The sequence below is a fragment of the Larkinella knui genome, assembly GCF_003858645.1.
Lineage (GTDB): Bacteria > Bacteroidota > Bacteroidia > Cytophagales > Spirosomataceae > Larkinella > Larkinella knui.
Genome location: NZ_RQJP01000004.1, coordinates 394,857 through 409,486, shown reverse-complemented (window position 1 = coordinate 409,486; position 14,630 = coordinate 394,857). Strand labels below are relative to the sequence as shown.

Below are 14,630 nucleotides of genomic sequence, written 5' to 3'. Positions count from 1 at the left end.
ATAAGAAGCCCGTACTTTTTTAACGAAAATCCGAATGCTTTTTTTATCCTTTAATTCGCCTTTTTACAAGCCTAACCGCAGGTTAATACCGAACGAACGAACCGGCGGCAACTGCCCGCCTTCATACCAAAGCGTCTCTGATTCCGAGATGTCGATACCACCACCGATCGCACTGTAAATCAACAGCGGATTGCGGGCAATGAGCGAAACGTTGGCGGATTTAATGAATTTACCCAGCATGCTTTTCGGGAAATTATACCCCAGCGATACTTCCCGCAGTTTGATATACGACTTGCTGTAAATCCAGTTTTCGTTCAGCGCAAACAGCCAGTTTTCGTACAGATTCTGGGCATCGACCCGCGTGGTGTTCGGCTTGCCATCTTCGGTTACTCCTTCCAGCAGAATACCGCCACCCGTTGCCGGGTCATCGCGTTTCGGTTTGCCCAGTTCGTTCAGACCGGCCGTCTCGGCACTAAGCCCCGAACCGGCGTTGAACATTTTGGTGGTCGAGAAGAATTTTCCACCGGCAATAAAATCGGCATTGACCCGCAGCGACACGCCTTTGTAGGTGAACGTGTTCAACCAGCCTCCTTTGAACTTCGGCAAAACCGAACCCAGCGGTACGTTTTCTTCCTTGATGTATAAACCGGCATTCGTACCGCTACCGTATACCATTTTATTCCCGTTCGCATCTTTCTTGATTCCCTGGCCAACCAGCAAGCCCCAGTCTTCACCTTCGCGGGCGTTCAGGGTCAGCGTACGCCATTGCGGTCCGTCGATCTGGTAGTTGGTCAACCCTTCTCTGAGTTTGACAACTTTCGAACGGTTGCGGTCCAGGTTAATATCAAACTCCCACGTAAAACCGGAAGCCGACCGTACCGGAACGGCATTAATGTGCAGTTCCAGACCACTCGTCTGAATCAAACCGGCGTTGATAACGGCATTGGTATAGCCACTGGTTGGGGTAACCGGCACGGGAATAATCTGATTTTTGTTGTCATTCCGGTACGCCGTAAATTCAAAACCCAGGCGATTGCTCAGGAAACGCAGGTCAATACCGCCTTCATAGGAGGACGACAAACCCGGTTGCAGGCTGGCGTTCGGCAAAAGGGTCGGCAGCGCCAGCGTAGCATTGCTCGAATAAGGCACACCGGAGTTGTAGGCCAACGCCGTCTGATAGGGACCTACGTCCGTACCAACCTGCGCATAACCGGCGCGGATTTTACCGTATGACAGAATGCTGTTCTGGGGAATCAGCTCCGAGAACACCAGACCGGCCGACAGGGACGGATACAGATAGGAGTTGTTCGCTTTCGGTAAGGTCGACGACCAGTCGTTCCGAACGGATGCCTCCACGAATATAAAGTCCTTGTAGCCAAGGCTCACGTTTCCAAAAACACTGTTTACCTGGCGCTCATACAGGTAATTATTCGACAGCGGCCGGTCGATCGAAGCGGCAATGTTGTAGAAGTTCGGAGCCGAAAGTCCCCCAACCGTTGCCTGGAACTGACCGTCGATCCGGTTGTAGCGGATGTTACCACCGGCGTTCGCTACGACCGACAGGTTCGTAAACTCCCGGTTATAGCTGGCCAGAAATTCGTAGTTATTTTCACGCGAACTTGATCCTAAGGTTGCGTAGGCTCCCTGACCACCCGCATTCAGCGTGCCCTGGGCAACGCGTGATTCCTGCGTGAAATAGTTCTGATCACGACGCACCGTAGCCGATGCTTTCAGGAAAGGCGTAAACTGATACGTCAGCCCCAGGTCACCAAAAAGCCGGTCGCTGCGGTTGCTGTTCGTATTTTCATACACCTGCGTAAAAGGGCTATCCCAGTATTTCGGACGCGGATCGGTGGGGCTGCCAATGTTCCAGCTCCGGAATGTACCATCCGGGTTTTTGTAATTGCGCAGATCATCCATGTTAAGCTGCCGCTGGAACCACTGGTTGAACGAACCAATGGTCTGGTTATAACCGTTCAGCGTTGCATTCGAAATACCGATCGGGCTGTTGGAAGGCGTTGTCCCCCCCGTTGAGCCATACCGGTCAGCCGGCAAATTGTTCGTCTGGAATGCCGTATAATTAATGTTCAGATTGGCCGACAACTTATCGCCAAATTTGATTGTATTCTTGGCACTCACAAAGTCGCGGGTCTGTGATGAATTGGGCACAATCCCGTTATTGATGATGTGCGTATACGAAATCCGGCTTTGGAAAGCATCCGTGCCCCGTGAAAAAGCAATGTTCGTGTTATTGCTGATCGGTTTGGCGAAGAAATCACGTACGTTATTCGGGTGTGGAGAGAAGGGGGTCAGCTGGCCAAATTCCGGTCCCTGCTGCCACGAGAAAGCCGAACGGTGGGGCGAACCATCCATACGGGGTCCCCAGCTTTCGTCGGCTGAGTAATCCAGAATTTTCTGTCCATTGAAAGACGCCCAGTCGGCCGGGTGAAGTTTCGGATCAAACTGAAACGTTTCCCACTCCTGCGAATAACCACCGCCGTATTCATTCTGGTATTTTGGCAGCATCCCAACCATGTCCAGCGTCGTACTGTGGTTGAAGTCCAGCCGGGTTTCGCCCGCTTTGGCGCGTTTGGTCGTGATCACGATAACCCCGGCCGAGGCCCGGTTTCCGTACAAAGCCGTTGCGGAAGGACCTTTCAATACCGAGAGGTTTTCAACATCGTCCATATTGACCTGGCTCACGTCGGTTGGTGTTCCATCCACCACATACAGCGGATCACCGCCAGACAGGGAGTTGACCCCCCGAATCCGGATGCTGGGACTGCCAAACTTGGCGGCTGACTGCCCCAGAACCTGAACACCGGCAATTTTACCGGCTAAGGCGTTGGCCACGTTCGGATCACGGGCAATGTTCAGTTTTTCCTGCTTAAGTTCCTGAACCGCGTAATTGAGCGCTTTCTTGTCCCGCGAAATACCGAGGGCCGTCACAACAATTTCCTGAAGCGTCGATGCATCCGGCTGCAATGCCAGATCAACCGTCGAGCGGTTTCCAATTGAAACGTCGGTCGTCTTAAATCCAATAAACGAAAACGTTAACGTTCCGGCCTCATCGGGAACGCTCAGGGAATATTCGCCGTTGGCGTTGGTACTGGCACCACGGGAAGTCCCTTTTACCACAATGTTAACACCTGGGAGTGGAGAGCTGTCTTCTGCGGAGGTCACTTTTCCCGAAACCGTACGGGATTGAGCAAAAGAGAGGCTAACTGTACCGAATAGGCACAGTGAGGCAATAAGTAAACGCTTTAACATGTTCTTAGTTAGGTTAATGAAGCAATGCACTAATTAGCAATACACTAATTTTGTATAGTGAAATTACTACAAAATTTTGTTTTGTCAATGGTTAATAAGGCACTAATACAAGTAAAAATAGTTCGCATGCGCCAGAAATAACGACCGGAAGCCCTGGAGGAAAACACATAAATCCCTATCAATCAAATGGTTACATATTGTTAACAATAATTTTACAAACAACTAAAATTCTATTCAATGGCTCTCCCGGTTCAAGAGAAAAACTCAGATAAATTATATATTTGTCCAATGAGTGACACCCCCTTACCGGCGAAATTCCGGCATCAAATGGAGCAGCAACTGGGTGCCGATTACCCGGCCTTCATCGCGGCTTTGCAGCAACTTCCTCCCGTTAGCATCCGGATCAATCCGCAGAAAGCCGTTTTGCCGACAGCAGACCTGGAGCCCATACCGTGGTGTCCCGAAGGTTTTTATTTACCGGAGCGACCCGTATTTACGCTTGATCCGTTGTTTCAGGCCGGTGCCTTTTACGTTCAGGAAGCGTCTTCCATGCTGGTGAGCGAAGCCATGCGCCAAACCGCCCGTTTGAAACGCCCCCTTCGGGTGCTGGATTTGTGTGCGGCTCCCGGCGGCAAAAGTACCCTGCTGGCGTCTTTGCTAAACTCCGACAGTTTGCTGGTTTGTAATGAAGTGATTCGCAGCCGGATACCGGTTTTGAAGGAGAATCTGGAGAAATGGGGCCATCCCAATGTGGTCGTCAGTAACCACGATCCGGAGGATTTCAAGTCGCTGAACGGTTTTTTCGATGTCGTGCTGGTGGATGCACCCTGTTCGGGCGAAGGGCTTTTTCGGAAAGATCCGGATGCCATGCTCGAATGGTCGGCCGACAGCGTTGTGTTCTGTGCCGCCCGTCAGCAGCGGATTCTGACGGCAGCCACGCCCCTCCTGTGCGACGACGGCCTGCTTCTGTATAGTACCTGCACGTATAATGAAGAAGAAAATGGGCAAAATGCCGACTGGCTCAGCCAGCACGGTTTTGAAAATATCAAGCTAAGTCTGCCCGATTCCTGGGGAATTCTGGAAAGAACCCAGAACCAGGTTACGGGCTATCAATGCTATCCGCACCGGGTGAAAGGCGAAGGTTTTTTTCTGAGTATTTTCAAAAAGAAACAACGCTCCAGCCCCGAAATGGGCGTTCCGCGGTCGTTCCGGTCCTTAAAACCGGTTCGCAACTGGCAGATCAAGGTTTTGCAGCCTTTCCTGAAAAATCCGGAAGCTTTTTCGTTTTACGTTAAACCGAACGAAGACGTTTTTGCCCTCCCGGAAAGCCTGTCGGCCGACCTGCGGATGCTGGATTCGGCCCTTCACAACAAAGGTTTTGGCCTGGAGATGGGCACGTTCAAGGGCGATGATTTCATTCCGTCGCACGCGCTGGCATTGAGCAACGCCCTGGCCGAAAACCTGCCCGGTATCGAACTATCGAAAGAAGATGCCCTGCGGTATTTCAAGAAAGAAAACCTGGTGTTGAACGAACCGGTGAAGGGCTGGCTCCTGGCCCGCTACGACGGATTGAATCTGGGCTGGGTGAAAGGCGTGGGCAATCGGGTGAATAATTACCTGCCGAAAGAATGGCGGATTCGGATGGACATCAAGGAATATTGATCCTGAAACCCGGCCCGGCGCCCGCTCTGGCATTGGCATTCCAGCAAAAAAAGTAGTTACTTTGCCCTCTTCTGAATCGACACGATCACCCAAAAAAGCAACTCAATTCATGGCTTACGGATTATTGAAAGGCAAGCGAGGAATCATCACCGGAGCATTGGATGAAAAATCCATTGCCTGGAAAGTAGCACTGAAAGCGAAAGAAGAAGGCGCAACGTTCACGCTTTCCAACGCACCAATAGCCATGCGAATGGGTGCGATCAAACAATTGGCGGAGCAATGTGACGCCGAAATCATCTCGGCCGACGCGACGTCTTTAGAAGACATTGAGAACCTGTATACCAAGTCAATGGACGTTTTGGGCGGTAAAATCGACTTCGTGCTGCATTCCATCGGCATGAGCCCCAACATCCGCAAGAACAAACCCTATGGCGATCTGAATTACGATTGGTACCAGAAAAGCATCGACGTTTCGGCGCTGTCGTTTCATAAAATGATGCAGACGGCCGAAAAACTGGATGCCATCAACGAGTGGGGTTCATTTGTCGCCCTGAGCTACATTGCCGCTCAACGGACGTTTCCGTTCTATACCGACATGGCCGACGCCAAAGCCATCCTCGAGTCCATCGCCCGGGGCTATGGCTACCGCTACGGTAAACTGAAAAACGTGCGGGTCAATACCGTATCGCAGTCGCCGACCATGACGACGGCCGGTTCCGGCGTAGGCGGTTTCGACGTTTTCTACGAATACGCCGGGCTCATGTCTCCGTTGGGCAACGCCACCGCCGAAGACTGCGCCAATTACGTCATTACGCTTTTCAGCGATCTGACCCGCATGGTCACGATGCAGAATCTGCTGCACGACGGCGGTTTCTCCAGCGTCGGTATTTCGGAAGATATGGCCGTGAAACTGACGCAGGTGCACCAGCAGCAACAGTAAGATTCTGAACCGGGATTACGCAGATTAAAGGATTAATATGATTAAAAACGGCTTGTCAGACGTCATAGTTAATCCTTTAATCTGCGTAATCCCGGTTCAGAACTATAGCTCAATTACATTGATTTTACTATTACCGTCCATTCCTTTCTCCACCTGAATCTGCACGCTGATCCGCTCCTTGATCTCGTGGCGGTGGGAAATAATGCCGATGGTTTTCTGGCTGTCGTGCTGTAGTTTTTCCAGCATGGCGATGGCCGTATCGAGCGAATCCGGGTCGAGCGTGCCAAAGCCTTCATCGATAAACAGGCTTTCAATCTGAACGTTCTGGGAAGCCAGATCGGACAATCCCAAGGCCAGCGCCAGGCTGAGCGTAAAGGTTTCGCCCCCCGACAAACTCGAAACCGAGCGTTCCGTGCTGCCCTGGTATAGATCCACGACGTAGAGTTCATCCTGACCGTCGCGCGGTTTTAGCAGCAGATACCGGTCCGACAGCTCTTTCAACCGGCGGTTGGCCAGTCCAATCAACTGCACCAGCGTCAGGCCCTGCGCAAATTTGCTGTAATCATCCCCTTTGGCACTGCCGATGAGCCGGTCCAGTTCGCGCCAAGGCCGGGCTTCGGTTTCGAGCTTGTCGAGGTCGTTGGTCAGTTGCCTGAATCTCCGGCGTTTTTCCTTGTCTTCCTCCAGTTGTCGTTTGTAGTAGCCGATATTTTCCCGCTCGCTGGCTTCCTCTTTTTTGGTGGCCTGAAGCGTTGCCGTTACCTCATCCAGCGGCATCGCGGTTTGGCAGGCTTCGGCGGCTTCCTGGCGTTTCAGGGTTTCTTCGTTTTGCTTCCGGATAATCTCGTCGGCTTCTTTTTCCAGAGCGGTTTTCAGATCCTGCAAGTGCCGGACCGTTGACGTTTCGAGCAGACAGGCGCGGGCGTCGGCCAGATCCGAAAAACCGCGTTCCGTCAAAACCGGCTGCAATTCGGAAGTCAGCGTTTGGTAGTTTTTGTCCGAATCGGCATACGTGGCGGTTGCCTTTTCGAGCAAACTTTGCTGAGAACTGATTTTCGCCTGAATGCTAGTATATTGATTCACAAGCTGTTCGCATTGAAACCGCACATCGTCGCCCACAAACAGCTGCTCCTTTTGCGCTTTTAGCAAATCAGCCTGTTTCTTGCTCTGCTGAACGGTTTCCAGATCGCCCGAAAGCCGTCGCAACACACTTTCTTCCTCCCAGAGCGTTTGAATCTGGTTCAGTTCTTTCCGCTGAATCTGAATCAGTTGCTGGGCATCCTTGATTTCTTCGGGCGAAAGGTCCGGGTCGAGTGCGAGCGTGGTCAGCCGGTTTGAAATGAAATTCCGTTTTTCCGAATAGGTTTTCCGCAGAACATTCCGCTGTTCCGAGTACGTTTCGAGCTCCGACTGAATTTTAAATAATTTACCCTGCAAGGCGTCGTATTCCTTTTTCTTATGTTCCAGATCTTTCGTCGCCAGTCGCAGTTCCAGTTCCAGCTTCCCGGTCTGGTTGATGTAATGCTGGGCGTAGGGATGGTCCAGCGAACCACACAACGGGCACGGTTCGCCGTCCTGCAAGGCCTTCCGGAGTTCTTCCAGATCCGCTTCTTCGGCCAGCCGTCGTTTCGTGTTCTGCAACTGGTCAATTTTCAGCTGAAGCGCTTCCACCTCAGCCGCCAACTGCCCGAACGGTTTCTGCTGCTCGGTCAGAAAAGCGGTGTGGTCGTTGATTTTTCCGTTCAGTGTCGTTCCGTCCAAAAGGCGTTCCTGTTGCTGAATGAGCAACGTCCGCAGTTCCGCCAGATTTCCGTCCTGTTCCAGCAACTGGTTTAATATGTTTTGGATCGAAGCCGGCGTGAGGGCGGCATACTCCTGCTCAATCTGCACCAGCTGAACGTTCAACTCGTGCAATCGCCCGCGGACCAACTCCGTCATCTGATCGACATCACGCACATCGAGCGACTTGAACCAGTCGAGCTTGGTACTCTCCAGTTCTTTTTTGATGGAGTTGAAAGCCGGTTTGGCTTTGTCGCGTTCGGTCTGGTACCGGTTGGTCAAGTCCAGCACGGTTTCCCGAAAATCGTTCAGATCTTTCTCGAACGACTTTTCCGTCAGCCCGGTTTTCTGCGTCAGTTGTTGCGCTTTGTCGATCAAAACCGTCTGCTGTTTTTCAAGATTTTGCAGGTTGTCGCGGGCGGTTTCCTGGTCCTGTCCGGCGGTTTTCCGGTTGCGTTCGGCATTGGCAATATCGGAAAAATGAGCGGCCAGATCGGCCACCTGCTCGTGGCGTTGCAGCCGCAGCGCATCCGGCACAAACGCCTGTTTTTTCGCTTCCGACGTTTTCTGCCGGTTTGTCAAAACCGCAAGCTGCTGATCAGCGTCGGCCATTTGCCGCCGGTATTTTTCTTCGTTCGTGTAATAAACAACTTCTTTGGCGAGGTCAACCAGCCGGCTATCAATGGTTTTCTTCCGGGTTTTAAGTTCCTCGACCTGCTCATCCGTCAGCACGTTGATCAGCTCAACTTCCTGCCGTTTTTCTTTGATCCGTTCGTCGTAGGTTTTATTGACCTGATGCGCCCGTTGCCCCAGTTGCCGGTAAATTTCGGTGCCGGTGATCCGTTCCAGCATCTTGCTCCGCTCGGCCGCCCGCGATTTCAGAAACTGATCGAACGCGCCCTGCGCCAGCACAATCGACCGGATAAACTGGTCGTAGGTCAGGCCAATGAGTTCTTCGTTTTTCTTCGGAAATTCACTCAACCCCTTGATCGGTAACAACTGACCTTCCGGTTGCCCTTCGGGGAGAAAGGCAATTTCCATTTCGTAGTTATTCCAGTTGCCGTTGCGGTTTTTCTTGATCGACCAGCGCGAGCGGTACGCTTTGCCGCCGACTTCGTATTCAATTTCGGCATAAGCCAACGTTCCCGGTTCGCGGGCCGCCTGCTGATTCACCAGAATGCCTTCATCGATGATGCTGGTGTTGGAAATACCGCCCGAAATCCGCGGCACCCGGTTGAACAACGCCAGCGTAATGACGTCGAGCAGCGTGGATTTTCCGGCTCCGGTTGGTCCGGCAATGACAAACAGGCCGGTACTGTTCAGCAGCCCTTCGTTAAACTGAATCGGCGGGTGTTCGCCGTAAAATGAATTGATGTTACGAAAGCGAATTTGTCGGATTTTCATGCAGGAGTACAGGATGGGCTGCTTGTTCCGTAACCAAACGATAGAGTTCTTTATAGGCTTCTAAAAGAGCCGTCCGCTCATCGCCTTCCACCTGCGACGCATCCAGCCGTCGGCCAAACACATCGAGGTACGAAAGATCCTGCAACTGCGTGTCGGCCACGTAAAGCGAGTCTAACCCTTTTAATTTATTGCGAAAAATCAGCCGGGATTTGGCAATCAGAAACGGCGCTTCGGCATAATCGCGCTGCAACTGCTCAAAATGCTGCCGAACCGTCAGGCTCTCGTTTTCTTCTTCCACCCGGATTTCCACCATCGTGGCGAGGGCGTCGGTTTCTTCCAGCTTTTCCAGCATCTCCCGAACCGCATCCAGCGTTCCGGCGACCTGCCGTAACGAGCGAAAATGCGGAACGGCAACGGATTCGATGGTTTTGATCTTGCCGTTTTCGACGGTCAGTTCCAGCACCTGATGCCGGTTATCGCGTTCGGCAAAACTCAGCGGCAGCGGAGCGCCACTGTAGCGGACGGTTTCCAGACCGCCAATCTGCTGCGGTACGTGAATGTGGCCCAGCGCCACATAATCGAAACCGGGTGGGAAATGCTCGGACGAAAAAGCCGCCTGTCCGCCCACGGCGTGGATTTCCCGTTCGCTTTCCGGCGAAACCGTGGCGCCATTGACGTACAAATGACCCATCGCCAGCACCGGCACGTCGCGGTATTCGGTCTGACAATGATCGACAATGCGTTCGTAATGATTCCGGATGCCCATCCGCACGGCTTCGATGCGCTCTTCGTAGGTCTGGCCCGAAATGGATTGCCGCAAGTCACTGTCGCGGAGATACGGTACGGCCGCCACCAGCAGGTCGATGGAGCCGGTGGCCAGGCGGATGACTTCCTCCGTGCAATCGCCGGTCGTGCAGCCAATGACGTGAATGTCCAGGTGCCGCAGCAGTTCGCGGGGCGCGTTGAGTTTGCTGGGCGAATCGTGATTGCCGCCGGTGATGATGATCCGGCGTTCCAGCGGCAGCATCCGGGTCAGAAACTGGTAATACAACTGCATCGAGCCGTCGTTGGGGTTGGTCGTATCGAAAACGTCCCCCGAAATGATCAGCACATCGATCTCCCGACTTTCGACCGTTTCGGCCAGCCAGTCCAGAAACCGGACGTGATCGTCGCGCAGTTCGTGTTTGTAAAGTCGTTTCCCTAAATGCCAGTCTGCGGTGTGCAGAATTTTCATATGCCAGAGCTTCTAATACCGGAAGTTAGCGAAAAATACCGGATGCTGGCGAAAATCAAACGTGGAAAATAAGGAATCAGGCTTGGTAGAAGGCGGGTTGCGACTCGGCTTTTTCGAGTTCGGTGCTATAATACAGGAGGTTCCAGTTGCCGTCGTGATCTTCGACTAATGCACTCAGCGACTCGACCCAGTCGCCGGAATTCATGTAAATCAACTCGCCGAACTGGCGGATGGCGGGTTGGTGGATGTGGCCGCAAATCACGCCGTCGCAGTTGCGGGCTTTGGCGAGTTCGGTCAGTTTTTCTTCAAAATCCGAGATGTAACTCACCGCCTGCTTCACCCGACTTTTGATTTTTTGCGACAGCGAATAATAGGAAAGCCCCCGCCAGGCGCGGTAGTTGTTGTAAAATTTGTTGACCCAGAGCAGAAACGTGTAGCCAATGTCGCCCAGATAGGCCAGCCATTTCATCTGCGTCGTGATGGTATCGAAAACGTCGCCGTGGGTAATGTAAAACTTCTTTTCGCCGGAATTAAGCACGTAATCTTTCCGGATGGAAAAGAATTTGCCCAGTTTCAGCGGCATGATCTGGTCCAGAAAATCGTCGTGGTTGCCGCGCAGGTAAATTACCCGGGTATCGTGCCGGTCCATCGCCTTCAAAACCGCCCGCCAGAACGCCGTGTGTTTCTTTTTCCATTCGCCCCCCCGGCGCAGCTGCCAGCCGTCGATGATGTCGCCGTTGAGAATTAATTTCTGACAACTGTAGTACTTCAAAAAGTCAGTGACTTCCTTTGCCTTCGAACCGCTCGTTCCCAAATGGACATCCGAAATGACGATCGTTCGGAAATGAGTGTTGTTTTTCATGTCCGAAAATACAGTTTGATTATGAGTCTGGTATTTCCTCAATTTTACCGGATTGCAAACTTTTCGGGACCGTTATGCGGTTTATTAACAATACCTTAATGTAATTAATTAATTATGGAGAATCCGGTACTCATCCTGGGAGCAGGCAGCTTAGGCGTCACGGCGTTGGATATTTTTCAGCGCAACGGCGTGGTCGTCTACGGTTTGCTGGATGACGATAAAAAATTACACGGCAAGGAATTCGGGGATGTGACGGTGTTGGGTGAAACCGACGACGACGGTTTTCTAAAACTCATCGGCCAGAAATGCGAAGCCTTCGTGGCGCTGGGTGATACGCGCGTTCGGAAAAAACTGGTCAAAATGCTCAACGACCGGCGGCACGTTCAACCGGTCAACGCCATTCACGATACCGCCACGATTTCGACCCTGGCCACGATCGGCCACGGGAATCTGATTGCCGCCCGCGTGGTGATCAACGCCTTCGCCGAAGTCGGGCAGCATGGCATCATTCAGTCGGGCTCGGTCATCGAATCGCAGGCCAAACTCGGCGATTTTGTTCACATCGGGACGGGGAGTTTCATTAATTCGGCGGTCACGATTGAGGAAGGCGCGTTTATCGGCACGGGCGTAACGGTGATTGCCGGGGTGACGATTGGCAAAAATGCCCGGATTGGCGCGGGTTCGGTCGTGATCGAGAACGTGGAAGCGGGAACGACAGTGTTCGGTAATCCGGCGAAGAAAGTTGGATGAGCTATTACACAGAGTTGATCGGAGAAAATCAGGGTTGATCAGAGAAAATTAATTTAAACTCTGGTTAACTCTGATTTTCTCCGATCAACTCTGTGTAACAACCCAAATCACTCCACATACAATTCCACGTTGGCCAGGAAGTCCTGATACGTGCGTTCCAGGCCGTCTTTGAGTTCTGTCGTGTGTTTCCAGCCCATGTCGTGGAGCCGCGACACATCCATTAGTTTGCGGGGGGTTCCGTCGGGCCGGTCGGTGTTCCAGCGGATTTCGCCTTCGTAGCCCACCACCTGCTGCACCTGTTCCACCAGTTCCCGAATCGTGACGTCTTCGCCGGTTCCGACGTTGACAAACAGCGCTTCGTCGTAGTTTTGCATCAGGAAAAAACAGGCGTCGGCCAGGTCGTCGGCGTGCAGAAATTCCCGGCGCGGTGTGCCTGTTCCCCACACTTCCACAAACGGCTGGCTGTTGACTTTCGCTTCGTGAAATTTGCGGATCAAGGCCGGCAGAACGTGTGATCCCTGCAAATCGTAGTTGTCGTTCGGTCCGTACAGGTTGGTTGGCATCGCCGAAATGAAGTTACAACCGTACTGGCTCCGGTAAGCTTCGCAGAGTTTAATACCGGTTATTTTAGCGATGGCGTAAGGTTCATTGGTTGGCTCCAGAAAACCGCTCAGCAGGTATTCCTCTTTCAACGGCTGCGGAGCCAGTTTCGGATAAATGCAGGATGACCCCAGAAACAGCAGTTTTTTTACGCCCGTCACGTAGGCGTTGTGAATGATATGGGCTTCGATCAGCAAATTATCGTACAGAAACTCAGCGCGATAGGTATTATTTGCCACAATACCGCCTACTTTTGCTGCGGCCAGTACGACATAATCCGGCTTTTCGGTTTGAAAAAAATCTTCAACGGCCGCCTGGTTGCGTAAATCCAGTTCAGACGAGGTGCGAAACAACAGATTTTCGAATCCTTCCGACTGAAGTTTCCGAACGATGGCCGACCCGACCATGCCCCGGTGGCCGGCTACGTATATTTTAGCGTCTTTTTCCACAATTCAGTAATTTAGTACTAAAGTTAGGCACGGTTTCTGAGAAAATAAAACCAGATCAAAAGCGTTCCCATTATACGGTCAATCCGAATGGGATTTATTGCTGCATGAAACGAATTACGATACTTGGGTTATTACTGGGTAGCTGGCTGACAGGAACGGCGCAAACCACTACCTCGCCCGTCGAAAACTCATTCACGACGTCACAAGCCCCGGTTACGAAGAAGTCGAAGAAATCCGACAAATCGGGGCCGTCGCTGGTACCGACCGGTGTCGACAATCTGGTGAGTGAAACCCTGCCGGATCTGGGTCTGAAAGTACAGCAATTCAAAAAAGACCAGAAGGATAAAGCCGAACGGCGGAAGAAACAAAAACTGTCGCGGACGGAATACGAGGGCCTGCCGATTGTTGAACAGTATACCAAGTTTGGCAGTGGCGACCGGACCATCATCGAGAAATTTACGGTTTTGAAGCAATACCGGCAACCCAATCCGTACGTCCGCGAAACCTATTGGTTCGATCCCAAAGCCCAGCGTGTTTCGTCGTCGCTGATCAAAGACAAGGAAAAAGTCATGATCATGCACGGGCCGTATAAACGGTATCAGAACGGAATTCTGCTCGAAGAAGGCTTCTATTACGTGGGGGCCAAAGACGGCCGCTGGGAAAAATACGACGCCAACTACAAGCTCCTCGACAAGCAGAAATGGGATCGCGGTTTTCCCGCCGAATCCGAGATTACGTATTACGATTCGGCACATACCAAAATCAAGGAAGTGCTGCCGAAGGAGTTTGGCAAAATCAACGGGCAGTACCTGGCGTTCTACGAAGGCGGCCAACTGGCCGTTGAAGGCAAGTATGACAACGGCGTGAAAGTCGGTCGCTGGATTGAATATTACCAGTTTCGCCGGCAACGCAAGAAAATCACCCAATACGGCCGCGACCGCTGGACCGAGGAGTTTGAACCGTACGTTATCAGCGAGTGGGACGACAAGGGAAAGGTGACCTACGAACGGCCGAAGGAAAAAGAAGTGGCCGAGGACGATCAGTAATTCTACAATAAACTCTTCACCACCGGCGCGGCTTTCTCGGCCCACTGGCGGTATTGTTTCCCCGAAAAATGCAGGTTGTCTTCGGCAATTTGCGATGGATCACTGGCCGCCGTGCGTGAGGTCGGCGTAATATCGACGTAGGCAATACCGGCTTTTTTGCATTCTTCCTGCGCCACGTCGTTGAACGCATCGATTTCTTTCGCAATCTGCTGGCGGTTGCGGTTTGCCGCATACGGACTGACGCCCCAATCGGGGATCGACAAGACAAAAACCCGCTTGGGCTTCTCGTTCGCAAACCGGATGGCGGTCTGGAGCAAGGCCCGGAATTCGGTTCGGTAGGTTTCCAGACTTTGCCCCCGAAACTGGTTGTTGACGCCAATCAGCAGCGAAACCAACTGGTACGTTTTCTGATTACCGCTCTGTTTGATCGCGTCGCTCAATTCGCTGGTGGTCCAGCCGGTGCGGGCGATGATGTCGGGGTCGGTGATGTTCAGCCCTTCTTTCCGCAGCAAACCGGCCAGTTGAACGCTCCAGCGATCGGCTTCCGGAACGCTCTCACCAATGGTATACGAATCGCCGAGAGCGAGGTAGTTGGCGTTGGCCGTGGGGTTGGTCGTCATAACATCGTCGGTGC

The 14,630-nt window shown here is 52.4% G+C and carries 10 protein-coding genes; 4 read left to right on the top strand and 6 right to left on the bottom strand.

Translation table 11 applies throughout. From position 1 onward, the window contains the following. Positions 1–63: 63 nt before the first annotated feature. Positions 64–3,270 (bottom strand): SusC/RagA family TonB-linked outer membrane protein, encoded by a 3,207-nt coding sequence (locus tag EHT87_RS20185; RefSeq protein WP_124908472.1) that lies wholly within the window; start codon positions 3,268–3,270, stop codon positions 64–66. 288 nt (positions 3,271–3,558) lie between these two features. On the opposite strand from EHT87_RS20185, the gene EHT87_RS20180 reads away from it, so the two are divergent. Together EHT87_RS20180 and EHT87_RS20175 are read left to right on the top strand one after the other, a co-directional pair. Next, positions 3,559–4,932, top strand: coding sequence for an RsmB/NOP family class I SAM-dependent RNA methyltransferase (locus EHT87_RS20180; protein WP_185716293.1), 1,374 nt, complete (start codon positions 3,559–3,561; stop codon positions 4,930–4,932). A gap of 109 nt (positions 4,933–5,041) precedes the next feature. Further along, positions 5,042–5,872 carry an enoyl-ACP reductase FabI gene (locus tag EHT87_RS20175; protein ID WP_124908470.1) on the top strand — a complete coding sequence of 277 codons (831 nt, stop codon included), beginning with the start codon at positions 5,042–5,044 and terminating at the stop codon, positions 5,870–5,872. A 102-nt stretch (positions 5,873–5,974) separates the two neighbouring features. Here EHT87_RS20175 and EHT87_RS20170 read toward each other — a convergent pair whose 3' ends face one another. The 3 genes from EHT87_RS20170 to EHT87_RS20160 all read right to left on the bottom strand — a co-directional run bounded on the left by EHT87_RS20170 (position 5,975) and on the right by EHT87_RS20160 (position 11,151). Beyond that, positions 5,975–9,055, bottom strand: a complete 3,081-nt coding sequence (locus EHT87_RS20170; protein ID WP_124908469.1) for an AAA family ATPase — start codon at positions 9,053–9,055, stop codon at positions 5,975–5,977. Next, positions 9,027–10,289, bottom strand: coding sequence for an exonuclease SbcCD subunit D C-terminal domain-containing protein (locus tag EHT87_RS20165; protein ID WP_124908468.1), 1,263 nt, complete (start codon positions 10,287–10,289; stop codon positions 9,027–9,029). Before EHT87_RS20165 ends, EHT87_RS20170 begins: the two co-directional genes overlap by 29 nt. 76 nt (positions 10,290–10,365) lie before the next feature. After that, positions 10,366–11,151 carry a UDP-2,3-diacylglucosamine diphosphatase gene (locus EHT87_RS20160; RefSeq protein WP_124908467.1) on the bottom strand — a complete coding sequence of 262 codons (786 nt, stop codon included), beginning with the start codon at positions 11,149–11,151 and terminating at the stop codon, positions 10,366–10,368. Between the two features lie 114 nt (positions 11,152–11,265). Between EHT87_RS20160 and EHT87_RS20155 the strand changes: the two genes are divergently transcribed. Beyond that, a complete protein-coding gene (locus EHT87_RS20155; protein WP_124908466.1) occupies positions 11,266–11,901 on the top strand; it encodes an acetyltransferase in 636 nt (211 codons plus the stop codon). A gap of 107 nt (positions 11,902–12,008) precedes the next feature. Here EHT87_RS20155 and fcl read toward each other — a convergent pair whose 3' ends face one another. Beyond that, on the bottom strand, positions 12,009–12,950 hold the full coding sequence (gene fcl / locus EHT87_RS20150) for a GDP-L-fucose synthase (RefSeq protein ID WP_124908465.1): 942 nt from the start codon (positions 12,948–12,950) through the stop codon (positions 12,009–12,011). A gap of 104 nt (positions 12,951–13,054) precedes the next feature. On the opposite strand from fcl, the gene EHT87_RS20145 reads away from it, so the two are divergent. Beyond that, on the top strand, positions 13,055–13,996 hold the full coding sequence (locus EHT87_RS20145) for a toxin-antitoxin system YwqK family antitoxin (protein ID WP_229321203.1): 942 nt from the start codon (positions 13,055–13,057) through the stop codon (positions 13,994–13,996). Positions 13,997–13,998: 2 nt separating this feature from the next. On the opposite strand, the gene EHT87_RS20140 is transcribed toward EHT87_RS20145, so the two are convergent. Next, positions 13,999–14,616 (bottom strand): SGNH/GDSL hydrolase family protein, encoded by a 618-nt coding sequence (locus tag EHT87_RS20140; protein WP_124908885.1) that lies wholly within the window; start codon positions 14,614–14,616, stop codon positions 13,999–14,001. Positions 14,617–14,630: the final 14 nt, after the last annotated feature.